Here is a 23,181-nt window from a genome sequence, read left to right as displayed (position 1 = left end):
CTCATGGCTGATTCGCCGAGCACATTGCCCACTGCCCGCACGTCGGGTGACACCGCCGAAATCGTCGCCCTGCTACGAGAAAACGTCGCGGGGCCGGTGGATGCAGACCGACGCCGCCGAGCTGAATACTCCACCGATGCATCGAACTATCGCGTGGTCCCCGATGTCGTTGTCTTCCCGCTGGACACGGACGACGTTCTCGCTATCGCAGACGTCTCACGCAGAACGTCGACACCACTCACCATGCGCGGCGGCGGCACCTCAGTGGCGGGCAACTCGATCGGTCCGGGCATAGTCGTGGACCTCTCCCGCTCGGTCAATCGGGTCATCGAGATCGACCCTGAGGCCCGGACGGCCCGGGTCGAACCCGGCTTGGTGCTCGGCGCCCTGCAAAAGAAAGCCGCCGTGCACGGCCTTCGCTTCGGCCCTGACCCGTCCACCTGGGCGCGTTGCACGATCGGCGGGATGATCGGCAACAACGCCTGCGGATCGCACTCGCTCGTCTTCGGACGCACGGCAGACAACGTGGTCGACCTCGATGTACTCGACGGGCGGGGTCGCCGCTTCACGGCCGGTTCTGGTCTGGACGGCGTACCGGGGTTGGAAGACTTCGCCCAGGGTAAACTTGAGCTGTTCCGCACGGAGTTGGGGCGGTTCGGCCGTCAGGTCTCCGGATACTCCCTGGAGCATCTCCTGCCCGAAAAGGGGCGCAATCTGGCCGCAGCGCTGGTGGGAACCGAGGGAACCTGCGGCGTCGTGCTCGGGGCGACGGTCACATTGGTTGACGTGCCGGTTGAACCTATTCTGTTGGTACTCGGCTACCCCAGCATGTTCGCGGCAGCGGATGCCGTGCCGGCCATTTTGACGCACCACCCGGGAGCCATCGAGGGGTTGGATGCTCGACTCGTCGACGTCGTTCGCCGCATGCGTGGTGACGCCGCCGTCTCCGACCTGCCCTCCGGGGCAGGCTGGCTGCTCGTCGAGCTCTCCGGGTCCGATCGACGAGAGACCCTCGACCGTGCCGACAAGCTCACCCGGGACGCCTCGGCCATCTCGGCGCGTGTCATCACATCGGCGGCGGCGGCGAAGTCGGTGTGGCGTATCCGAGAGGATGGCGCCGGTCTCGGCGGACGCACGGCGGCCGGCAACCAGACCTGGCCGGGGTTTGAGGACGCGGCCGTGCCGCCGGAGAATCTGGGCGGATACCTGCGCGATTTCGACGCAATGCTCAATGAATACGGCATCGAAGGTGCGCCCTATGGTCACTTCGGCGACGGCTGTATCCACATCCGCCTGGACATCCCACTCGACCACGATGGCGACGTCCTGCGCTCCATGATGCAGGATGCGGCCCGGCTGGTCGCCCGGCACGGCGGATCGCTGTCCGGCGAGCACGGCGACGGGCGAGCACGAAGCGAGCTTCTGCCCCTGATGTACTCGAGGGAGGCCATCGCTTCCTTCGCCGCCTTCAAGCACATCTTCGATCCCCAGAATCTGCTCAACCCCGGTGTCGTTGTTCAGCCTGCTCCCCTCGATCGCGACCTGCGGCGCCCCGCGGCATTGCCGTTGCTGAGCGTGAACGGTTTGGCCTTCACCCACGACGACGGGGACTTCACCAAGGCCGTGCACCGCTGCGTGGGCGTCGGCAAATGCCGCGCGGATAACACGGCGACCGGCGGATTCATGTGCCCGTCATTCATCGCGACCAACGATGAGAAAGACTCCACCCGCGGCCGCGCCCGCGTGCTGCAAGAGATGGCGAACGGCACGCTCGTCGATCGCGACTGGCGCGCACCGGAAGTGCACGACGCCCTCGACCTGTGCCTCTCGTGCAAAGCCTGCTCCTCCGATTGCCCGGCCGGTGTCGACATGGCGGCGTACAAGACGGAAATGCTGCACCAGACGTACAAGGGCCGGCTGCGACCGATCACGCACTACGTGCTCGGCTGGCTTCCGCGATGGGCGCGGCTGGTCTCCCCCCTGTCCCGACTGATCAACCCCGTTCTTTCGCTGCGATGGATCGAGAAACTGGTTCTCACGCTCGGCGGCATGGACAGTCGCCGCTCCATCCCCGCATTTGCCGCCACATCCTTCACCGCGAGCCAACGGAAGTCGCCAGCGGGTTCACCTGCCCCTCGTGGCGACAAGCAGGTGCTGCTCTGGGTCGATTCATTCAGCGATAATTTTTCGCCCACCATTGCCCACTCCGCCATCGCGGTTCTCGAGGCTGCCGGCTACTCGGTCGTGACTCCGGAACGGCCAGCCTGCTGCGGGCTCACCTGGATCACTACCGGTCAACTGACCGGTGCGCGTCGCATCCTCGGAAAGCTGATGGACGATTTCTATCCGCTCGTGGCCGAGGGGATCCCGGTTCTCGGGTTGGAGCCCTCGTGTACCGCCGTGCTTCGCTCTGACCTGCTCGAGCTCTTTCCCGACGACCCTCGAGCGCAGGCAATAGCTCAGAACACCTATACGCTGGCCGAGTTGCTGAGCGCTCCAACCCCCGTTGGGCCGGCCAGTACGTGGTCACCGCCGCGGCTCGACGGCTGCGACGTCGTGGTTCAGCCGCATTGCCATCACCACTCCGTGATGGGCTTTTCGCCCGATGCCCGGCTTCTTGAAGAATTGGGGGCATCCGTAACCCCCCTCGCCGGATGCTGTGGCTTGGCCGGTAACTTCGGCATGGAAAAAGGCCACTTCGACGTGTCGGTGGCCGTTGCCGAGAATGCGATGCTGCCCGCCCTCCGCGCGGCAGCACCGGGGGCGATTCTCCTGGCGGATGGCTTCTCCTGCCGCACCCAGGCGAGTCAGCTTGCCGAGGTGGACGGCATCCACTTGGCCGAACTGTTGGCCGCCCGACTGATCGCGACGGCACCGGCCACCACCACGATCTGACCGCGCCAGGCGCTCACGCTATCTGGAGTCCAGCGGCGCTCTGGTACCGGCGGGCACTCGGCCACGCCGGAGGACGCCATAAAAATACCCCCTCGCATCCCTGAGAAACAGGGATGCGAGGGGGTATATATATGTGCGGAGACGGAGGGATTTGAACCCTCGGTACCCTTGCGGGTACTCCACCTTAGCAGGGTGGTGCACTAAGCCGAACTATGCGACGTCTCCTTGTTGCCTGCTTGCGCAAACACACTCGTCCATCTTAGCCGTATAGCGGGCACCCGTTCTGACCACGGCACTTGCGGTTGAAAAGCGGATGCCCGCGCTCGACTACTGGTTGCTGAGTGTTCGACCGGCCGTGCAGGTGTAATCGCCGGCCGTTTGCCCGGTCACTGAGTCCGACAGAACCACGCCGGGAGCCTCTGTGGCCACGGGAGCATCGGATGCCACCGGGGCGTCGGTCGCTGCGGGATCGGTGCTCGCGGCTGGATCGGGCACGGCCTCAACGGGCGCGTTCGGGTCTTCCACGGTACCGCGGCCGGTGGTTCCGCTCAGGGTCAACGGTTCATCGGCGGCAACCGCCTCAAACAGGCCGTCGAAGGCGGGCTGAATTGCCTTCAGCCCGCCCTCAACGGTGCCGGTTGGCACTTGCGCGAACACAACCTGGGTGAGGTCGATGTCCTTGAGCGCGATGGCAATCGAGGCGAGCGTGGTCACGCTGTTGAGGCTGTCGGACAGGCGCATGTTGGCGGTGACCGCCTTCGCGAGGGCATAGACCTTGGTCGGGTCCGACAGGGTGTCTGCGCTTTTGATCGTGCGCACGAGCGATGACATGAACAGCTGCTGGTTGTTGATCCGGGTGAGGTCTCCGCCGTCACCGACGCCATGGCGGGTGCGCAGGAACTGCAGGGCCTCATAGCCTTCGAGCACGTGCTCGCCGGGGTCAAGGAAGGTTCCGGTGTATTCGTCTTCGATGCGGCTCGCCACACACACGGGCACGCCACCGACGGCGGAGGACATGGCCATGACACCGCTGAACTGAACCTCGGCCGCGAACGGGATGGAGAGGCCGGTGAGCTTTTCGACGGTCAGCACGGTGCAGGCGAGGCCGCCGTAGGTGAGGGTGGTATTAATCTTCTGGCTGCTCATCGCGCTGAACGAACCGCCCTCGGGGTCGGGGCAGGAGGGGATGGAGACGAACATGTCGCGGGGAAAACTGATGACGGAGGCGTTGCTGTGGTCTTCCGAGATATGGAGCAGCATCGTCACGTCGTTGAGGTCGCCGGTGGAATCCTCCGGGCCGAAAACCGCGTCCTGGCCGACGCGGCTGTCACTACCGACGACGAGCATGTTCACGCCGCCGTCGATGGCACCGATCGAGGGAACTGGGCCATCGGTCTCATTGGCGAGGTGCACGCTGGGCTGCACGCTTACGGCCACGTCGTAGGCGGCGATGGCGCCCACGGAGAACCCGCTGACCAGAACGACGGCCAGGCTGGCCGAAAGAAACTTCAGCACGGTCGCGGCAGCGTTCGACTTCTTCAGTCGGCCATGCCGCGCAACGGTTTTGAGATTCTTGGAACCGGCGGTGCGGGGGCGAAGCTGGTCGCTCATTCATGTCCTCTCATCGGGTTGCCGACTGGGTCGGCCTGAGGCGACATTCGTTGTGCGCCGGTCATATTCCTTGCTGTGAAGCCGTACTGCGTTGGAATTGCACCGCAGATCGTGCTGCGGAGGGCGTGGGATTCGAACCCACGAGACATTTCTGCCCACCAGTTTTCAAGACTGGCTCCATCGGCCGCTCGGACAGCCCTCCCGGTTGCCCATTCCCGCGCAAGGTGCTGCGTGGAAAGAATTGGGCGAACTGGCCCGATTCTAGCTGATGGCAGACGACGCAGGCTGACAGAGCAGAGTGACAGCGCAAGCTGAAAGACGGCTGGATGCCCGTTAGAGCGTGCGCAAGGCCGTGGCGAGTCCGTCGAGTTCTACGGTGCCGGTGATCTCGGAGCCCGCCGCCAGCACGTCGTCGGGCGACTCGGCCATGACCACTCCCCGACCGAATTCGCCGGCCCACTCGAGCATGTCGATGTCATTGCGGCCGTCGCCGACGGCCATGACCCGGTCACGGGGAACCCCGACCTCGCGGCGTACCCGTTCCAGAGCGGTCGCCTTGTTTACACCATCCGGGGCGATATCAAGCCACGCAGTCCAGCCGATCGCGTAACTCACCCGATTCAGTCCCATGCGTTCCACGACGCGGAGAAAATCTTCCATGTCGTGGTCGGGCGAGATGACGACAACGCGCGTTGCCCGGTGCTTGAGCAGTTCGTCGAAATCGACCCGTTCGCTATCCATACCGATGGTGGCATCGGGAATCGGCTCGGTGTAACGGTAAAAACCGTGCTCGTCTTCGACCGCGAACCGGGCGGCGCCGAGGTGCGCGCGAATCGACACGAGCACGTCGCTCGGGTCGAAGGTTTCCACCCATTCGCGCCGGTAGCCCATGGGAGCCGAAGCGTCTCGGTGCATGGTGATGGCGCCGTTGGAGCAGACCACATAGCGCGGCGAAATGCCGAGCCGGTCGAGCACCGGCAGTGCGGCGGCAGCCGAGCGCCCGGTCGCCAGCATGATCTCGTGGCCGGCCGCGGCCAGCCGGGTGACCTCATCGATCACGGCCTGGCTGATCGACCCGTCTTCGTGCATGGTGGTGCCGTCAATATCGAGGGCAACGAGCCACGGTTGAGAGGTCACGGCAGCGGATGGCGCGCCAGCGGTCGTCTGGGCGGCGGTCATATCGTTGGTCACTTCGCGCCCCGCACCGGAAGGGGCGTGAGCACCTCAAGGCCGCCGAGGTACGGCTGGAGCGCGTTGGGAACGCGCACCGAGCCATCCGCCTGCTGGTGAGTTTCCAGCATGGCGACGAGCCAACGGGTGGTCGCGAGTGTGCCGTTGAGGGTGGCGACCGGCGCGGTCTTACCCGATTCGGTGCGATAGCGGATGTCCAGCCGGCGCGCCTGGTACGTGGTGCAGTTGCTCGTGCTGGTGAGCTCGCGGTAGGCATTCTGGGTGGGAACCCAGGCTTCGATGTCGAACTTGCGGGCGGCGCTCGATCCGAGGTCACCGGCGGCGACGTCGATCACGCGGTAGCTGAGGCCGAGGGAGCGCAACATGCCCTCCTGCAGGGCGACGAGACGGTCGTGCTCGGCCGCGGCATTTTCGGGCAGTACGTAGGTGAACATTTCGAGCTTGTTGAACTGGTGCACACGAATGATGCCGCGGGTGTCTTTTCCGCCCGAACCCGCTTCACGGCGGTAGCAGGTGGACCAGCCGGCGTAGCGCAGGGGTTCCTCGGACAAGTCGAGGATCTCATCTTTGTGATACCCGGCGAGCGCGACCTCGCTGGTGCCGGTGAGGTAGAGGTCATCGGCGGGCAGGTAATAGACCTCGTCATTGTGTTCGCCGAGAAAACCGGTGCCGTCCATGATCTCGGGGCGCACGAGGGTGGGGGTGATGAGCGGCACGAAGCCGGCTTCGAGCGCCCGGTCAAGCGCCATGTTCATGAGGGCGATCTCGAGGCGGGCGCCGATACCCTTCAGAAAGTAGAAGCGGGTTCCGGAAACCTTGGCACCGCGCGCCATGTCGATGGCGCCGAGCAGTTCGCCCAGCTCCAGGTGATCGCGCGGCTCAAAATCGAACACCGGGGCGTCGCCGTGGGTGCGCAGGGTGGCAAAGTTGGCCTCGTCGCCGGCCGGAACGCCGTCGATGATCGGGTTCGCGATGGTTTTGACGATCGCGGTGAAGCGGGCGTCGGCCTCGCCGGCCACGACTCCGGCAGCCTTCACCTCGGCGGCGAGGCTCTGCGCTTGGGCAACGAGAGCCTTCTTCTCTGCGCCGGGCGCCGCGGCCACGCGCTTGCCGAAGACGTTCTGCGCGGCCCGCAGATCTTCGAATGCGGTAATCGTGGAACGGCGTTCGGCGTCGGCGGCGAGCGCGGCATCCACCGCCTCAACGGAGTCGCCACGGGCCTCCTGCGAACGCTTGAAGAGGTCAGGGTTTTCGCGTAACAGCACCGGATCAATCACCCGGCCAGTCTACAAGTGCGCGCCGACGGGCAATCGCGAGGGCAACCCAGTAGCCTAGGCCTCGTGAGCGCCTCCGGAAACCTCAATCAGCACGCCGCCGTCGTGTACAACCCAGTGAAAGTCGACCTCGACAAGCTGCGCGCGAGCGTAGACGCGGCCGCACGAGCCGCCGGGTGGGCCGAAACGCAGTGGTTTGAAACGAGCGTCGACGATGTCGGCCAAGCCGCCACCCAACGGGCCCTCGATGCGGACGCCGCGATGGTGGTCTCTGCGGGCGGCGACGGCACGGTGCGGGCGGTGGCCGAGGCGCTGCGGGATTCCGGCGTGCGCATGGCGATCGTGCCGTCGGGCACCGGCAATCTACTGGCCCGCAATTTGCTGCTGCCGCTCGGGAGTATCGACGCCGCGACCACGATCGCCTTCAGCGGCGCGGACAAGCCCATCGACCTCGGAGTGGCGAGCGTGACCACCGAGTCCGGCGCCGTAGAGGAACACGTCTTTCTGGTCATGGCCGGGCTTGGCCTCGACGCGCAGATGATTGCGCACACAAGTGACGATTTGAAGAAGCAGGTGGGGTGGCTCGCCTACGTGGACGGTGTGGCGCGGGCGCTGCCGAAGGCGAGGCCATTTCGCATCCGCTACAGCGTTGCGGGCCGAACCGACCGGCCGGCGCAGGTGAGCGCCATTCTCGTGGCCAACTGCGGACTACTGCCGGGCAACCTGCAGTTTTTGCCCGATGCGCGTCTCGATGACGGCATTCTCGACATTGCCGTGCTGCAGCCCAAGGGCTTGTTCGGCTGGCTAACCATTTGGCGCCGGGTGACCTGGGAGAACGGGGTGCTGCGGCGCTCGGCGGTGGGCCGGCGCATGATTGCCGCTACGGAGTCGTCGAACGAGCGGGTCATGACGACCCTGCGCGGGGCCGATATTCGGATCGCACTCGAACACGCGCAGGACTTCGAGCTCGACGGCGATGAATTCGGTCTGGTCCGCAAGGTTCGGCTGCACGCCGATGCCGGTGCGCTGATCGTGCGCGTGCCCGCTGAGTCGGACAGCTGAGCGGAACGACCGGGCCGGCTCTACTCGGCCGGCTCCCCCGCGATTAGGCCGCGCAACCAGTCCCGCGCCTCGATGAAAATGCCGTCGTCGTAGCGAGGGGTGAATTCGATGGGGCGTTTGTCAGCTCGCGGATACGATCCCAGAAAGATCACCTTCGGACTGAAGCGCCGAAGACCCAGCAGCGCGTCGGCTACACGTTCGTCGAGAATATGCCCGTCGGCGTCGACGACAAAGCGATAGCGGCCGAGGGAATCGCCGATCGGCCGGGACTGAATCAGGCTGAGGTTGACGCCGCGGGTAGCGAACTGCTCGAGCATCTCGAGCAGGGCGCCCGAGCGGTCACTCGGCAGCTCAATAATGAGGCTGGTCTTGTCGGCTCCGGTCGGCACGGTCAGTTCGGCGGTGCGGGCGACGAGCACGAACCGGGTGACCGCGTTCGGGTTGTCACCGATCGCTGAGGCGAGCACGACGAGGTCGTGGTGCTTGTCGATGCCGGGCGGGGCGATCGCGGCATCCGCCTGGTCGTTGTCCAACAACGCAGAAGCGGCGGCGACGTTGCTGGAGGCCGGGATATGACCGTGGCTGGGCAGCGTACGTTCAAGCCAGTTGCGGCACTGCCCGTAGGCGACCGGATGCGCGTTGATGACGTGGACATCGGCCAGAACCGTGCCGGGCCGGGCCACGAGCACGAAATTCACCGGCACGAGGTATTCACCGATGATGCGCAGATTCGGCACACTCGCGAGCGCATCCTGGGTGGCGGTGACGCCGCCGTCGACCGAATTCTCAATGGCGATCATCGCGGCGACGCTGCGGCCGGTTATGACGTCGGCGAAGGCTTCACCGACGTTATTGACCGGGCGCCAGATCTGGTCGCGCGCCTCGGCAACCTGCGCGAGCGCCGCTTCGGTAAACGTGCCGGCCGGGCCGAGATAACTGTACGTCTGAGATTTGGGCGGATTCGGCGAGTCGGGCATGGCTCTCAGCCTACTGGGGGTGCCAGACTGTGATCATGAGCGAACGCGCGGGAACACCAGCCCTGGAATCTGATCTGATCGACGTTGATTCTCTGATCAAGGCCTACTACGACTTGAAACCGGATGTCGCGGTGCCGGCCCAGCGGGTCGTTTTCGGCACGTCCGGGCATCGCGGTAGTTCATTGAACACCGCGTTCAACGAGGATCACATCAGTGCGACAACGCAGGCGATCGTGGAGTACCGCGCCGGTCAGGGAATCACCGGCCCCCTCTTCATCGGCACCGACCCGCACGCCCTCAGCGGCCCGGCGTACACCACCGCCCTCGAGGTGCTCGTCGCCAACGGCGTGCGCGTGCTGGTGGACGAGTTCGACGACTACGTACCGACACCGTCGCTGTCGCACGCGATTTTGGCGTACAACCGAGCCGAGCACGGCGACCTGGCCGACGGCATCGTCGTCACCCCGAGCCATAACCCGCCGATGGACGGCGGGTTCAAGTACAACCCGCCGCACGGCGGACCCGCCGACAGCGATGCCACCTCCTGGATCGCGAACCGGGCCAACGAACTCATCGCCGGCGGTTTGGTGGGCGTGCTGATGAGCGAGCCGAGCGCCGTGGAGACCTACGACTTTCGCGGCAACTACGTGAACGACCTTGAGAACATCATCGATATGCAGGCCATCCGCACCAGCGGAATCCGCATCGGGGCCGACCCGCTCGGCGGCGCGAGCGTGGGCTACTGGGGTGCTATCCGCGACCGCTACGAGATCGACCTGGTCGTGGTCAACCCCACCGTTGACCCCACCTGGCGATTCATGACTCTGGACTGGGACGAGAAGATCCGGATGGATCCGTCGAGTGCCTCGGTGATGGCATCCGTTGTCGCTCACAAAGACGAGTACGACATTCTCACCGGCAACGACGCCGACGCCGACCGGCACGGCATCGTCACGCCCGACGGCGGTCTGATGAACCCGAACCATTTTCTGGCCGTCGCCATCGACTACCTGTACAGCCACCGCGAAGGCTGGAAGCCCGACGCCGCGGTGGGCAAGACCCTGGTCTCGTCCACGATGATCGACCGGGTCACCGGCTTTCTCGGCCGTGACCTGTGGGAGGTTCCGGTGGGCTTCAAGTGGTTTGTACCCGGCCTCATCGACGGTTCCGTGGCTTTCGGCGGCGAAGAGAGCGCCGGCGCGAGCTTCGTGCGGTTCGACGGCTCCGTCTGGACCACCGACAAGGACGGCATTCTGCTCGCTCTGCTGGCCTCCGAGATTCTCGCGGTGACCGGCAAGACACCGAGCCAGCGCTACGAAGAGCTGGCCGCGCACTTCGGTGCACCCGCCTATGCCCGAGTGGATGCCGCGGCCACGCCGGCGCAGAAGGCCGCACTGGCAAAGTTGGACGGTTCGATGATCACGGCCACCGAGCTCGCGGGCGAGAAAATCACCGGGGCGTTCAGCGTGGCGCCGGGCAACGGAGCGGCCATCGGCGGCGTAAAGGTCACGACCGAGAACGCCTGGTTCGCGGCCAGGCCCAGCGGCACCGAAGACGTCTACAAAATCTACGCCGAGTCCTTTCTCGGGGTCGACCACCTCGCCCGCGTACAGGCCGAGGCGAAGGCCATCGTCGACGACGCTATCGCTTAGGTGTTCGCCCGCTGCCTGCAAATCGCCGGCGGCGGCGCTACCGCCACCTGCGGGCTACGGAACACTCCAGTAGTACGCGGTTCCGCCCGGGTGGTCCACCGTGATCGCGGTGTCGACCGAGCGGTAATCGGAGTCCAGGGTGTGCCCGGCAAATGAAATCGAGATGGTGTCGCCGACCCGCTCAACCTTGGTGACGATGCCGGTGTGGTCGCGGTCGCCGCTGTTGTCCCAGTCGAACTGCACGATGTCGCCGACCTTAACCTGGTCGCGCTGCTGATCGGTCAGGGCCGTGGCCTTGCCGGTTGACTTGAGGTAGTTCATGAAGGCGGTGGAGCTGCGCCAGGCCGCCGAGGCGTCGTAGGCGTTGCCGTTTTTCGGACTCGACCAGACGTCGTCCATGGTCCAGCCACGCGCGATCATGATCTGGCTGGCGAAATTGACGCAGTCGTTCTCGCCGAGCACGCCCCACTCGGCCGTGTTGTAGTTTTCCAGCTTCCAGTGGGCGAGCGCGTAGTCCATTTGCACAGTAACGGAGTCGTCGAGTGCCGGTTCGGGCTCGGCCGTCGGCTCGGCAGGCGGCTCCACAGCGACCGCGGCAGCCGGGTCGGTCGGGGTGGCGCGCGCCGGGTCATCCGTTGCGGCCGGGGTGGCGGCATCCGTGGGCCGTGCCGAGTTCACCGGGGTCGAGGCGCCCTCGACGGCCTGCACGACCAGCGCGGTCGCGCCGACTGCGAGCACTGCTCCCACGGCCGACGTCAGGCCGATTCGCTGCCATCGGGTCAACTGCACAATGTACTCACTTCGTTCGGGTTTCGTTCGGTTTGGTTTGGGGTGCCGCTTAGGCGTTCAGGACCGCGGTCAGATAGAGCGCGACCGCCGCGAGGGCCACAAGCGCTCCGACGATGATGACGCCGACCAGAAACCGGCGGCGGAGGCGGCGCTGGTCGGCCTCCGTGGGTTCGTTGTTCTGCAGCATGATTCGAGCTTAGCCGCGTGGCCTCGCAGAGTCCTGAGTCCGTCCCGGCAAAGGGGGCAACACGTGACGCCAATAACTGGTTGAACCCGGTGCAGCAGGGTAGCGTGACGTCATGTCGCAGATCAAACCCACACCGTTCAGCTGGCCGCACGGATTTATCTGGGGGTCGGCCACCGCCGCCGCGCAGATCGAGGGCGCCGGCCACGCCGGCGGCAAGGAGGATTCAATCTGGGATGCCTTCGCGCGCGTACCGGGCGCCATCGCGGGCGGCGACGACCTGGAAACAGCCGTGGACCACTATCACCGGATGCCCGCCGATGTGGGCCTCATGGCCTCGCTCGGCCTCGACTCCTACCGGTTCTCCACTAGTTGGGCGCGGGTTCGCCCGGGTGATCGGGCCGTGAACCCGGAGGGACTCGACTTCTACTCCCGACTCGTCGACGAGCTGCTCGGCGCCGGCATCCTGCCCTGGCTCACCCTGTACCACTGGGACCTGCCGCAGGCGCTCGAAGAACAGGGCGGCTGGGCCAACCGCGACACCGCCTACCGTTTCGTCGACTACGCAACGGATGTCTACTCCGCGCTCGGCGATCGGGTCACCCACTGGACCACGTTCAACGAACCGTTCTGCTCCTCGCTGCTCGGCTACGGATCGGGCGTGCACGCGCCTGGTCGGCAAAACGGTCGGGCGGCCGTCGCCGCGGTGCATCACCAGCACCTCGCGCACGGGCTCGCGGTGAACGCGCTGCGCTCATCCGGGGCAGAGCACCTCGGTATCACCCTCAATCTCACCAATGCTGTTCCGCGCGATGCCGCTGACCCGGTCGATATCGAGGCGGCTCGGCGGCTCGACTCGCTCGCGAACCGCATCTTTCTCGACCCGTTGCTGCGCAGCGCCTACCCCAAAGACACCCTGCGCGATCTGGAGCCGTTCGGTCTGGCCGAAGTCATCCGCTCCGACGACCTGGCGATCATCGGTACTCCGCTGGATTTTCTGGGCGTCAACCACTACCACGATGACCTCGTGAGCGGGCATGCGGATGCCACAGCGGGCGATGGCCACGCCGGCGGCGCCACCCGACCGGTCGGGTCACCATGGATCGGCTCGGAATACATCAGCTTTCCGAGCCGGGACCTGCCGCGCACCGCAATGGACTGGGAGGTCAACCCCGACGGCCTGCGACTGCTGCTGGTGCGGCTGGGCCAGGAGTATGACCGGCTGCCGCCGCTCTACGTGACCGAAAACGGCGCGGCCTACGACGACACGGTGAGCGCCGACGGCGGTGTGCACGACCTGGAACGCACGGAGTACATCGTGGCGCACATCAATAAAATGGGCGAAGCGATCGCGGCCGGCGCCGATGTGCGCGGGTACTTCGTCTGGTCGCTGCTGGACAACTTTGAGTGGTCCTACGGCTACGAGAAACGGTTCGGCATCGTGCGGGTCGACTACAAAACGCTCGAACGCACGGTGAAAGACAGCGGGCGCATGTACGCGGCGCACATTCGGACGGCACACGCGGGGTCCTGACGCCGGCCGCCACATCAGGTCTCGCGGCCTGCGCCTCAGCTCAGGTGCGGAACCACCTCGGCCGCCAAGAACTCCAGGTGCTCGAGGTCGGAGAGGTCCATGATCTGCAGGTAGACGCTCTCCACGCCGGCATCGGCCAGGCTGCCGAGCCGGTCGACGATCTCGGCGGCGGTACCGGCGAGGCCGTGCTCACGCAACTCGGCCGGCTCGCGACCGACGGCGGCCGCCCGGCGGGCGAACTCGGCCTCGTTCTGCCCACCGACGGCGATCAGCGCTGCCGAATAGGTCAACTCGGCCGGGTCGCGGTCGATGGCCACGCAGGCCGCGCGCACGCCGTCGTATTTGGCAGAGATGTCTGCGAAGTCTGGAAACGGCAGGTTGAACTCGGTCGCAAAGCGGGCGGCGAGTTTCGGCGTGCGCCTGGCCCCGCCACCACCGACGATCACCGGAACCCGGGTTTGCGTGGGCTTCGGCAGCGCCGGCGAATCGACGAGGGTATAGTGCTCGCCGGCGAAGTTGTACCGAGCCCCGACCGGGGTGTTCCAGAGCCCCGTGATCACTTCGAGCTGTTCCTCGAGCATGCCGAACCGCTTGGCCGGAAAGGGAATGCCATAGGCGAGGTGTTCTTGCTCGAACCAGCCGGTGCCGAGCCCGAGTTCCACCCGCCCACCCGACATCTGGTCGACCTGCGCCGCCTGAATGGCAAGAATTCCCGGCGGCCGGTACGTGACCGAAGAGACGAGGGTCCCCAGGCGGATGCGTGTTGTCTCGCGGGCCAGCCCGGCCAGGGTGGTCCAGGCATCCGTCGGGCCAGGCAGGCCGTCGCCGTCGCCCATGACCTGGTAGTGGTCGCTGCGGAAGAAGGCGTCGAAGCCGAGCCGCTCGGTGGCCTGCGCGATCGCCAGAATGTCGTCGTAGCTGGCGCCCTGCTGGGGCTCGGTGAAAATGCGAAACTTCATGTGTTCTCCTCGGGTTGAGCGGGTATCTCCAGAAATTCAACGTCCGGAACCGAATCGAAGCGAGCGCGCATCACCGCGAGTGCTTCGGGGTTCTGGTCGATCAGCAGGAAGCGGCGGCCGAGCGCGGCCGCGACTGCTCCGGTCGTGCCGCTGCCGGCAAAGAAATCGAGCACCCAGTCGTGTTCGCGGCTCGACGCCTGGATGATGCGGCGCAGGATTCCGATCGGTTTCTGGGTGGGGTAACCGGTTTTCTCCTTGCCGGTGGGCGAGACGATCGTGTGCCACCAGACATCCGTGGGCAGCTTGCCCTTGGCCACCTTTTCGGGCGTGACCAGACCCGGTGCCATGTACGGCTCCCGGTCGACCGTGGTCGAGTCGAAGTAGTATCGGGCCGGGTTTTTAACGTAGACCAAAATCGTGTCGTGTTTGGTGGGCCATTTGTTCTTGGATTTCGCGCCATAGTCGTACGCCCAGATGAGCTCGTTGAGAAAGCACTCCCGGCCGAACAGGGCATCCAGCAGCACCTTGGCGTAGTGCGCTTCGCGGTAATCGAGGTGCAGGTAGAGCGTGCCGTCATCGGCCAACAGCCGCCATGCCTCGATCAGGCGAGGCTCGAGAAAAGCCCAATAGTCTTCGAATTGATCGTCATAGCCGAGCAGGTCACCCTTGATGCGTTCGTAGCGCTGCCCCTTAAATCCCGTGATCGTGCCGACGGCGTGCGAGCCGTCGGTAGCGACCGAGCGCACCGAGGTGGTGCTTTGCCGTTTCTGGGATCGACCGGTGTTGAACGGCGGGTCGAGATAGATCAGGGTGAAAGCGCCATCGGGCAGGCTGGGCAGCACCTCAAGGTTGTTGGCGTGAATGACACGGCTCGGGCTGGTCGGTGTCCACGCGTTTGGCATTTGTCTATTCTTTCAGCCTGCACGCCACCTATCCGCTTAGTCTGTCGGGATGACTGCTGAATCGACGACCATCCACTCGCAAGATCTGGCCGAAGCCGGCACGGTGCAGGTGCGCCACGACCCCGCACAAAGCCGCTACACGGTGCTGCTCGGCGACGAGACCGTGGGGCTTGCTGACTACGTCACGACGGCCACCGCCGTGCATTTCACGCACACCGAGGTCAATCCGGCCCAGCGTCAACACGGTTTGGCGAGCATTCTGGTCGAGCAGGCGCTCGACGACGTGCGCGTGCGCAGCGATCTGCCCGTCGCGCCGGACTGCTCGTATGTGGCGCGCTGGATCGACCAGCACGCCGAATATCAGGATCTGCTGACCCGCGGACGGTAGGCGCGCGCGCTGCCGGTCCCGGCATCCGTTGTGCGCGGCGTGCTGGTTCGCTGTTTGCCTTTGCGCGCGGCTTTAGGGCACCCGGGCCAACCAGGCCTCCGTGCTGAACTTGTTCGCGACCAGCTCGGTGGCTTTGGCGTATTCCTCGGCGGTGACGTCGCCCTCGGTGGAGCCATAGAGGCCGGTGAAAGTCTCTTTCATCCGGTCGATGATGGCGGCGCGGCTGAGGCCGGTCTGGCTGCGCAGCGGGTCCACACGCTTTGCGGCGCTCGTAATGCCCTTGTCGCTGAGCTTCTCCCGGCCGATGCGCAACACCTGCACCATCTTGTCGCCGTCCATGTCGTAACTCATGGTGACGTGGTGCAGCACGGCACCGCTGCCGAGGCGCTTCTGCGCGGCCCCACCGATCTTGCCGGACGGGCTCGTAATGTCGTTCAGCGGCTGGTAGAACGCATCGATGCCGAGTGATTTGAGCGCGGTAATGACCCATTCGTCGAGAAACGCGTAGGAGTCGGCGAAGCTCATGCCCTGCACGAGGTCGGTCGGCACATAGATCGAATAGGTGATGACGGAGCCGGCCTCCATGAACATGGCACCGCCACCGCTGATGCGCCGCACCACGGTGAAGCCGTACTTGGCAGCGTTCTCCGGGTCGACCTCGTTCTTGAGCGATTGAAAACTGCCGATGACGACGGCCGGCTCGGTCCACTCCCAGATGCGCAGGGTGGGCTGCCGGCGACCTTCGCCGACCTCGGTCGCGAGCACCTCGTCGAGGGCCATCTGCAGAACGGGCGCGACAGGCTTCTGCGAGTGGATGATCTGCCAGTCGTAGTCCCGCCAGGTGCTCGCCTGGGCCAGGGATCGGCGAATGGCAACGGCAACGGCTTCCGGTGAGAAACCGAGCAGAATCGCGCCGGTTGGCAACGCACCGCGCACGGCGGATGCGATCGTGGCCGCCGAGCTGCCAGCTGGCAGACCGGTCACCGCAGCGTTGATGTCTTCGAGGGCATCATCGGGTTCGAGAAAGAAATCTCCGGCCAGTCGAAAGTCGGTTATGACTTCGTCGACGACGTCGAGATCAACGACGACGAGCTTGCCGCCCGGAACCTTATATTCACCATGCATGAAACCAGCCTACGGCGTGGGTGGCAGGTGTTCGCTAAGCCAGGCCACAAGGTCGCCGATCACCTCAGAGCGGTTGGTCTCATTGAAGACTTCGTGCCGCGCACCCGGATACACGATCAAGCGCACATCCCGCAGACCGGAACGCTGAATATAGGCATTGGCCAGCTTGAGCGCGCTGCGCTCCCCGCCGACGGTATCGTCTCCGCCGACGAGCAGGAGCACCGGTACGTCGCTGGGCAGATCACGGGCGGGCCGACCGAACAGGCGGGCTGCCTCTCGAATGCCGAACAGCTGCGCCAGTGGCGTAGCCGTGGTCAGCGGATCGGCCACGAAGGCCTGCGCGACGGCCGGGTCGCGGCTGAGCCACTCGACACCGGTCGTGCCGAGCGTGTGGTGTTTGCGGTTGAGGTCGCCCCCATCGAGATAGCCCGGCCAGCGGTACGCGGTACCGGAGAGCACGATGGCGTCATATTCGGCGGCATGTTTGTTCACGATCATCTGCACCATGAACGATCCCCAGCTGTGCCCGAGCAACACGAGTGGCAGGTTCGGGTGCTCTAAGCGGATGATCCCGCTCAACTGATACACGCCGGCTACAGCCGCGCGCAGCCCACCCGCGCCGAGCCGGCCGAGTTTCGTGTGGTCGCCGCGGTGCTGAGCGAGTCCGGTCTGACCGTGGCCGAGGTGATCGTCGGCATAGACGGTGTATCCCGCTCGGTTGAGGTCGGCGGCGAGCGCGGCATAGCGCTGGGCGTGTTCGCCGACGCCGTGCGCGATTTGAATCACGGCTCGCGCGGCCTCGACCGGCCAGACGTAATAAGTGACAACCAGGCCAGAGGCATCCGTATATGTAGGCACACAGCCAGTCTGCCCTGTTCGGCCCCGCCCATGGCGCGAAACTCATATACTTAGCAAGGCTAATTTGCTATGCTAAACATATATGGAATCCCGAACACCTCCCAACTCCCCGGCACGGGGCGTCACAACCACGCCAGCCGCCGCCACGCCAGCCGCCGCCACGCCGGGCGCGCCGAACGTCGTGGAAGCCGACACCGCCGAACTCAGCCACGAATTTCGGCTCGCCAACGGCCGCCTGGCACGCCGACTGCGCCAGCAAAAGGCTGACAACGAATTGGGTAGCGGGCAATTCTCGGCGCTCGGGGTGCTCTACCTGCACGGTCCACTGACGCTCACCGAGCTCAGCGATTTTGAGCGGGTCACCCCGCCCTCGATGACCCGCACCGTCAAGTGCCTCGTCGACGCCGGGCTGGTCTCGCGCACCGATTCAGCGCTTGATGGGCGCAAGGTCGTCCTGTCAACAACGGATGCCGCCGCCGCGATCATGCAGGAGACGCGCAAGCGCCGAGATGCCTGGCTCGTGCATCGTGTCGCCCAGCTCAGCCCCGAGCAGCACCGTATTCTCGCCGCCGCGACCCTGATCATGAAGGAGCTCGCCGACAGTTGAGTGCCATGTTCCGCTCCCTGAGCGTCGTCAATTACCGCATCTGGTTCGCCGGAGCTCTGGTGTCAAACATCGGCACCTGGATGCAGCGCACCGCGCAGGACTGGATCGTTCTGACCCAGTTGACCGACTATGACGCGACGGCGGTCGGCATCACGATGGCTCTGCAGCTCGGTCCGCAGCTCGTGCTCATGCCCTGGTCGGGGCTCATCGCCGACCGATTCAATCGGCGCAAGCTACTGATCCTGACCCAGACCCTGATGGGTCTCCTGGCACTCGGGCTCGGCATTCTCACCGTTCTGGATATCGCCCAACTCTGGCATGTCTACCTGTTCGCCCTCGGCCTCGGCGTCGTCGCTGCGATTGACGCGCCGGCTCGACAGACCTTCGTCTCCGAACTCGTCTCCGAAGACAAACTGTCCAACGCGGTCGCCCTCAATTCAGCGTCGTTCCACGGCGCCCGTCTTATCGGACCTGCAGCCGCCGGGCTGCTCACCGTGGCCGTCGGAGCCGGCTGGGTGTTCATGATCAACGCAATCACCTTCGCCGCGACGGTCTTCGCCATGACCCTGCTACGCACCAAGCAGTTGCGGCAGCCGCCGAAAGCGAGCCGGGAACGCGGTCAGCTCATGGCCGGGTTTCGTTACGTGCGCGGCCGCTCCGACATTGTCGTCGTCATGATCGCCGTCTTTCTGATCGGCACCTTTGGGTTGAACTTCGCCATCTTCACCTCGACCATGGCCACGATTGAGTTCGGCCGGGGCGCCGCCGAGTTCGGGCTGCTCAGTTCGATCATGGCCATCGGTGCGGTGATCGGTTCTCTGCTCGCTGCTCGTCGCAGCCGGGCGCGGCTGCGTCTCGTGGTGGGCGGGTCCGCCCTGTTCGGGTTCTCCTGCGCCCTGGCCGCGGTCATGCCGACATATACCAGTTTCGCCATATCTCTCACGCTGATCGGCTTGTCGTCACTGACCCTCATGACAACCGCGAACGCCTACGTGCAAACCACGACCCGGCCCGAGATGCGCGGCCGCGTCATGGCGCTCTACATGGCCATCTTCGTCGGCGGAACGCCACTCGGCGCCCCGCTGGTCGGCTGGGTGGCCGACTACTTCGGCCCGCGCTGGGCTCTCGGGCTTGCTGCGGCTTCCGGCCTGCTGGCCGCCGCGGCCGTACTGTTCTGGATGGTGCGTTATCGTCGGCTTCGGTTGCACGTGCATCCGTTCAGCACCCCCCGACTGCTCGTGCGCCACAGCGGCGACGGCCGCGGCGCCCCTGCGCGGCGAGGCACACCCGTGCCCGGTGGCGCTCTCGTTCTCGGGGGCGCTGCGGTGCCCGGTGGCGCGCCCGTGCTGGTCGATGCGATCCCCCTCGAGGCCGATGACCGAAGCGCCCGCGAGACCGGTATCGATATGCGTGAAGCGCGCGACCGGGCCGCGGAACGCAACCGAGAGACGGCCACGCGCGAGATCGCGATCGTCGAGGCCACGGCCCCACGCTAGCTCCCCCGTTCTCTATTGCCCGGGCCCGGGCCCGGAAACTGGGCCCATGATCTATCACGGGCCCAGAGAGCGGGCCCGGGCCCGGACACACAGGCTACGGGGCGGTGGATTCGCGAATGACGAGTTCGGGCTGGAACACGATCTGTTCGTGCTCGAAGTCGGCTCCGCCCTGCGCTTCGCGCAGCAGCAGGTCCACGGCGGTATAGCCAATGAGCGTACTCGGCTGCCGAATCGGGAACCTGGTCGCTCGCCGGCGTCGAGCTTTCCGCCCCCGTGCTGAGCGCGGCGAGTCGGGCCGCCAACTTCACCAACGAAAGCGGCGTCGATGGACGCGTGCGCTACCTGCGCAATGTCATGGGCCTGTGGCTGCTGAGCGAGTCGATGCGCACCTGGGATCAGGCCGGGTCCTCGTATGAACTCTCCGGCCTGCTTGCTCAAGCCGGCGCCGTCAGCGGCCCGGTCACGATCTTCGACGTCGACGACGCCCGTTTTCTGCCGCCCGGCGACATGCCCACGCGTATCCGCGAGTATTGCGCTGAACACGGTTTGCGGCCACCCCGCACGGACGTCGATTTGGTGCGCAGCATCATCGAGAGCCTCGCAGCCGCCTACGCACATACCTTGCGACTCGCCGCCGAGCTGTCGGGAACTCGCGTAAGCGCGGTGCACATCGTCGGTGGCGGGGCTCTAAACGAACTGCTGTGCCAACTCACCGCGAATCACACCGGGCTGAGGGTGCTTGCCGGGCCGGTCGAGGCCACGGCGATTGGCAACGTGCTCGTGCAGGCGCGGGTCCAGGGTCTCGTCACCGGATCCCTTGAGAGCCTCCGGTCACTCGTGGCACAAACTTTCGCGCCGCGGCAATACGACCCCGCGGCCTGAGCGGGCGCACGAGTGTTCAGCGCGCCCGCTCAGACGATCAGATGCCGTGACTCTTAGATGCTGCGGTGGTCGCGCACCGCGAGTTCGAGGGCCTCGAGGCCCGGCGCGAGGGCGGCATCGACGGCCAGAGGATCGGTGACGTTCAGCTCCTGCATGGACCGGCGACTCTCCGGCGCGGTGTTGATCTCATGCTCGCCGGCTTCCAACGCCGCAATGAGGTCGGTGATGACCTCGGCGAGCGATCGGCGCTCCCAGCCGAGATCGGCGCCAGCGTTCTGCGACGTCATCATGGCCGTGTCGGTTGCGCCGGGGTACACGGTGGCGACGTGCACGCCGGTTCCGATCAGCTCGCGGCGCAATGATTCGCCGAATTGCGCAATGCCCGACTTCGTGGCGGCGTAGATCGAGTAGAACGGCATCCCGACCAGCGCGATCCCGCTGGAAATGTTCAGCAGGATACTGCCGCGCCCTGTTCCGCTCTGTCGCAGGGCGGGCAGCAGGCTCTTGGTCAGCAGGATCGGTGCGGTGAGGTTCAGATCGATCATCGCGTGCACATCCGCTTCGCTGGTCGCGTCGAGCCGACCCGCGCGCACGTTGCCGGCATTGTTGACCAAAAGGTCAACGACACTCCACGAGGCCACCGCCTCCGCGACTCGCGCCACGGCATCCGACTGAGTCAGGTCTTCGACCAGGATCTCGGTCGTTCCGCCCTCGGCAGCAACAAGCTGAGCGGTTTCAGTGAGTGTGGCCAGCTGGCGGCCCACGAGGAGCAGGTGGCCGCCGCGACGACCGAATTCGAGCGCGAGCGCCCGGCCGATGCCTTGTCCGGCGCCGGTGATGATGCCGCGACGATTGGTCAGATCCAGGGTGTTGAGGTTCATGTGTGAGCTTCTTTCGGTAAGTTCTGCGGGTGACTGCGGCCAGTGACCTAAATGTCGCTAGCGGTTGTGAACGATGTGATCGTCGGGGCGGCCTCCAGGAGCGAGCCGAGCTGGGTCGCACCGTCACCGACGCGCCAGGCGCGGTAGGCCGCATCCGCTTCGACGGACTCCCAACGCTCGAACAAAATCACGTGCCCGGCATCGGCGGAGTCAAGGAGCACGTCAACGCCCAGGCACCCGGCGAAGGAGCGCGTGCCGGCCAGGATGTCGCGCAACATCCCCGGCGCGTCGGCGCGCGCTTCCGGCTTCAGGCGGAGGTCGAGGAGAACGGTCAGGGTCACGGGTGCTCCTAGTGGTTTGAGGCTCGAGATGCGGATGTTGCGAGGGCTAGAAGTTGAGAATCTGGTAGCCGGCTACAACCAGATTACGGATGCTTGCTTCGCCCTTGTTGTCGGTGAGCAACGTCCAGCCAGCAGCCGCAATCGGTTCGGCGACGTGGTGGGACTTGGCGCAGAAGCCGCAGGCACCGAGAATGTTGTCCTCGAGCGCCACGGCGAGTGGGTTCATCGGGTGTCCGGCAGCCGAGATCGCAGCCAGGGTTTCAACGCCCGATCCATCGAAGAGTACGACGACGTCATCGCCGGCCTGCTTGAATTCCAGCGCGGTCTTGAGGCCGCGGTAGACGTGTGCGGAGTCGGATGTGATGGGCTCGTAGATGACGACGGCGATCTTGAATTCTGACATACGTTTAGTACCTCCTAGGTAGACCGATCTGGTCACTGACTACTATACCGATCAGTCTAGTAAAGTCAAACCACGCACTCCGCGACCGGTCTAGGGTCGAGGGAGACCGTTTACCCAGCGCCAGGAACACAATGACTCACTCTCCGCCAGCCCGCCGTGGCCCAATCCACCACCCCCTCGCCCCGGACGCCGGATTCGGAGTGCAGCCCGCGTGAAGGCAACGATTGCGCTCGTGCTCGCCACGCTCATGTGGGCGGGGAACTACATCGTGGGCAGCCTCGCGGTTGAGACCATATCCCCGGTGGACCTCACCTGGCTGCGCTGGTCATTGGCTTGCGTGCCGCTGCTGATCCTCGCCCAGGTCGTGGAGAAACCGCGCTGGGGGCAGGTGCTGCAGCACTGGCCGCGCCTGCTGCTGCTGGCCGGACTCGGCGTGGGCGGCTACAACCTGCTGCTCTATACGGCCCTGCAGTACACGTCTCCGCAGTCCGCCTCGCTCATCAACGCGGCGAATCCGGCCGTGATGGTCGTGCTCGCCGCGGTCCTACTGCGCGAGCGCATCAGCTGGCGGGGAATCGCGGGTTTGCTGTTGGGGCTGGTGGGAGTCGTGCTGATCATCACGAATGGCGCGCTGGCATCCGTTTTCACACGGTCGCTGAACACGGGTGACCTACTAATGGTGGCCGCGATCGTGGTCTGGAGCCTGTACACGATTGTGGGTCGCGGGTTGGCTGTGCCGCCGATCACCGCCACGGCCGTGCAGGGCACGTTCGTGGCCGTGCTGCTCGCACCGGTCGCGCTGCTGGGCGGAACGAGCTGGCCAGCGGATGCCGCCATCGGCTGGGCCGTGATCTTCATCGCGATCTTTCCCTCGATCGGCTCCTATGTGCTGTGGAATTCCGCGCTCAAACGCATTCCGCCGGGCCGGGCGGGACTCTTTCTCAACCTGATCACGGTCTTCACGGTGATCATTGCCGTCGTGCTCGGAGCCCAGCTGAGTACACCGCAGGTCGTGGGCGGTGTGATCGTATTCGCCGGTGTTGCGCTCAGCACCATGCGCCCGGCCCGCCGGCAAACCGTTCCGGGCCCGGGCCCGGAAAGCGGGCCCGCGATAGATCATGGGCCCAGCGACCGGGCCCGGGCCCGGCAATGAGGTCGGGGGCAAAGTAG

At 65.5% G+C, this 23,181-nt stretch carries 22 protein-coding genes and 2 tRNA genes; 9 read left to right on the top strand and 15 right to left on the bottom strand.

Annotated features, from left to right (window positions below):
* The first annotated feature begins 3 nt into the window (after positions 1 to 3).
* Positions 4 to 2,895: an FAD-binding and (Fe-S)-binding domain-containing protein gene (locus QMK22_RS05880; protein ID WP_283496688.1), complete on the top strand. Its 2,892-nt coding sequence runs from the start codon at positions 4 to 6 to the stop codon at positions 2,893 to 2,895.
* A 136-nt stretch (positions 2,896 to 3,031) separates the two neighbouring features.
* Here the strand turns inward: QMK22_RS05880 and QMK22_RS05875 are convergent.
* The 5 genes from QMK22_RS05875 to serS form a co-directional block, all read right to left on the bottom strand.
* Positions 3,032 to 3,120 (bottom strand) — tRNA-Ser (locus tag QMK22_RS05875).
* A gap of 102 nt (positions 3,121 to 3,222) precedes the next feature.
* Positions 3,223 to 4,506 (bottom strand): LCP family protein, encoded by a 1,284-nt coding sequence (locus tag QMK22_RS05870; RefSeq protein ID WP_283496687.1) that lies wholly within the window; start codon positions 4,504 to 4,506, stop codon positions 3,223 to 3,225.
* Between the two features lie 117 nt (positions 4,507 to 4,623).
* Positions 4,624 to 4,708, bottom strand: a tRNA-Ser gene (locus QMK22_RS05865).
* A gap of 131 nt (positions 4,709 to 4,839) precedes the next feature.
* Positions 4,840 to 5,697, bottom strand: a complete 858-nt coding sequence (locus tag QMK22_RS05860; protein WP_349360672.1) for an HAD family hydrolase — start codon at positions 5,695 to 5,697, stop codon at positions 4,840 to 4,842.
* On the bottom strand, positions 5,694 to 6,974 hold the full coding sequence (gene serS / locus QMK22_RS05855) for a serine--tRNA ligase (RefSeq protein WP_283496686.1): 1,281 nt from the start codon (positions 6,972 to 6,974) through the stop codon (positions 5,694 to 5,696). The genes QMK22_RS05860 and serS overlap by 4 nt, the downstream gene beginning before the upstream one ends.
* A 63-nt stretch (positions 6,975 to 7,037) precedes the next feature.
* Here serS and QMK22_RS05850 point away from each other — a divergent pair, with 63 nt between their 5' ends.
* A complete protein-coding gene (locus tag QMK22_RS05850) occupies positions 7,038 to 8,033 on the top strand; it encodes a diacylglycerol/lipid kinase family protein (protein WP_283496685.1) in 996 nt (331 codons plus the stop codon).
* A 20-nt stretch (positions 8,034 to 8,053) separates the two neighbouring features.
* Here QMK22_RS05850 and pheA read toward each other — a convergent pair whose 3' ends face one another.
* Positions 8,054 to 9,010, bottom strand: coding sequence for a prephenate dehydratase (gene pheA / locus QMK22_RS05845; RefSeq protein ID WP_283496684.1), 957 nt, complete (start codon positions 9,008 to 9,010; stop codon positions 8,054 to 8,056).
* A 35-nt stretch (positions 9,011 to 9,045) separates the two neighbouring features.
* Here pheA and pgm point away from each other — a divergent pair, with 35 nt between their 5' ends.
* On the top strand, positions 9,046 to 10,662 hold the full coding sequence (gene pgm, locus QMK22_RS05840; RefSeq protein WP_283496683.1) for a phosphoglucomutase (alpha-D-glucose-1,6-bisphosphate-dependent): 1,617 nt from the start codon (positions 9,046 to 9,048) through the stop codon (positions 10,660 to 10,662).
* 54 nt (positions 10,663 to 10,716) lie between these two features.
* Here the strand turns inward: pgm and QMK22_RS05835 are convergent, their stop codons facing one another.
* A complete protein-coding gene (locus QMK22_RS05835; protein ID WP_283496682.1) occupies positions 10,717 to 11,445 on the bottom strand; it encodes an amidase domain-containing protein in 729 nt (242 codons plus the stop codon).
* A 55-nt stretch (positions 11,446 to 11,500) separates the two neighbouring features.
* Positions 11,501 to 11,638: a hypothetical protein gene (locus QMK22_RS05830; protein WP_283496681.1), complete on the bottom strand. Its 138-nt coding sequence runs from the start codon at positions 11,636 to 11,638 to the stop codon at positions 11,501 to 11,503.
* Positions 11,639 to 11,750: 112 nt separating this feature from the next.
* Between QMK22_RS05830 and QMK22_RS05825 the strand changes: the two genes are divergently transcribed.
* Complete coding sequence (locus tag QMK22_RS05825) at positions 11,751 to 13,169, top strand: GH1 family beta-glucosidase (RefSeq protein ID WP_283496680.1); 1,419 nt, start codon at positions 11,751 to 11,753, stop codon at positions 13,167 to 13,169.
* 35 nt (positions 13,170 to 13,204) lie between these two features.
* On the opposite strand, the gene QMK22_RS05820 is transcribed toward QMK22_RS05825, so the two are convergent.
* Positions 13,205 to 14,128, bottom strand: a complete 924-nt coding sequence (locus QMK22_RS05820) for an LLM class F420-dependent oxidoreductase (RefSeq protein WP_283496679.1) — start codon at positions 14,126 to 14,128, stop codon at positions 13,205 to 13,207.
* Positions 14,125 to 15,030: a DNA-methyltransferase gene (locus QMK22_RS05815; RefSeq protein WP_283496678.1), complete on the bottom strand. Its 906-nt coding sequence runs from the start codon at positions 15,028 to 15,030 to the stop codon at positions 14,125 to 14,127. The genes QMK22_RS05820 and QMK22_RS05815 overlap by 4 nt, the downstream gene beginning before the upstream one ends.
* A 49-nt stretch (positions 15,031 to 15,079) precedes the next feature.
* Between QMK22_RS05815 and QMK22_RS05810 the strand changes: the two genes are divergently transcribed.
* Positions 15,080 to 15,418, top strand: coding sequence for a GNAT family N-acetyltransferase (locus QMK22_RS05810; protein ID WP_283496677.1), 339 nt, complete (start codon positions 15,080 to 15,082; stop codon positions 15,416 to 15,418).
* Between the two features lie 72 nt (positions 15,419 to 15,490).
* Here QMK22_RS05810 and lplAB read toward each other — a convergent pair whose 3' ends face one another.
* Both lplAB and QMK22_RS05800 read right to left on the bottom strand, forming a co-directional pair.
* Positions 15,491 to 16,543 carry a lipoate-protein ligase LplAB gene (gene lplAB / locus QMK22_RS05805; protein WP_283496676.1) on the bottom strand — a complete coding sequence of 351 codons (1,053 nt, stop codon included), beginning with the start codon at positions 16,541 to 16,543 and terminating at the stop codon, positions 15,491 to 15,493.
* A 9-nt stretch (positions 16,544 to 16,552) separates the two neighbouring features.
* Positions 16,553 to 17,401 carry an alpha/beta fold hydrolase gene (locus QMK22_RS05800; protein WP_283496675.1) on the bottom strand — a complete coding sequence of 283 codons (849 nt, stop codon included), beginning with the start codon at positions 17,399 to 17,401 and terminating at the stop codon, positions 16,553 to 16,555.
* Between the two features lie 82 nt (positions 17,402 to 17,483).
* Between QMK22_RS05800 and QMK22_RS05795 the strand changes: the two genes are divergently transcribed.
* The 3 genes from QMK22_RS05795 to QMK22_RS05785 all read left to right on the top strand — a co-directional run bounded on the left by QMK22_RS05795 (position 17,484) and on the right by QMK22_RS05785 (position 20,386).
* Complete coding sequence (locus QMK22_RS05795; RefSeq protein WP_283496674.1) at positions 17,484 to 18,008, top strand: MarR family winged helix-turn-helix transcriptional regulator; 525 nt, start codon at positions 17,484 to 17,486, stop codon at positions 18,006 to 18,008.
* Entirely contained in the window at positions 18,005 to 19,504 is a 1,500-nt protein-coding gene (locus QMK22_RS05790; RefSeq protein WP_283496673.1) for an MFS transporter, read from the top strand. Before QMK22_RS05795 ends, QMK22_RS05790 begins: the two co-directional genes overlap by 4 nt.
* Before the next feature lie 273 nt (positions 19,505 to 19,777).
* Positions 19,778 to 20,386: an FGGY-family carbohydrate kinase gene (locus tag QMK22_RS05785; RefSeq protein WP_283496672.1), complete on the top strand. Its 609-nt coding sequence runs from the start codon at positions 19,778 to 19,780 to the stop codon at positions 20,384 to 20,386.
* Positions 20,387 to 20,439: 53 nt separating this feature from the next.
* Here the strand turns inward: QMK22_RS05785 and QMK22_RS05780 are convergent, their stop codons facing one another.
* Genes QMK22_RS05780 through QMK22_RS05770 form a run of 3 tightly spaced genes read right to left on the bottom strand, consistent with a single transcriptional unit; the run spans position 20,440 to position 22,011 of the window.
* Positions 20,440 to 21,267: an SDR family NAD(P)-dependent oxidoreductase gene (locus tag QMK22_RS05780; RefSeq protein WP_283496671.1), complete on the bottom strand. Its 828-nt coding sequence runs from the start codon at positions 21,265 to 21,267 to the stop codon at positions 20,440 to 20,442.
* 47 nt (positions 21,268 to 21,314) lie between these two features.
* On the bottom strand, positions 21,315 to 21,608 hold the full coding sequence (locus tag QMK22_RS05775) for a putative quinol monooxygenase (RefSeq protein ID WP_283496670.1): 294 nt from the start codon (positions 21,606 to 21,608) through the stop codon (positions 21,315 to 21,317).
* Between the two features lie 46 nt (positions 21,609 to 21,654).
* On the bottom strand, positions 21,655 to 22,011 hold the full coding sequence (locus QMK22_RS05770; protein WP_283496669.1) for a sulfur reduction protein DsrE: 357 nt from the start codon (positions 22,009 to 22,011) through the stop codon (positions 21,655 to 21,657).
* 211 nt (positions 22,012 to 22,222) lie between these two features.
* Between QMK22_RS05770 and QMK22_RS05765 the strand changes: the two genes are divergently transcribed.
* A complete protein-coding gene (locus QMK22_RS05765) occupies positions 22,223 to 23,164 on the top strand; it encodes a DMT family transporter (protein ID WP_283496668.1) in 942 nt (313 codons plus the stop codon).
* Positions 23,165 to 23,181: the final 17 nt, after the last annotated feature.

It is taken from the genome of Cryobacterium sp. PH29-G1 (assembly GCF_030063365.1).
In the GTDB taxonomy this organism is placed as follows: Bacteria; Actinomycetota; Actinomycetes; order Actinomycetales; family Microbacteriaceae; genus Cryobacterium.
This window is presented reverse-complemented; position numbering and strand designations above follow the sequence as displayed.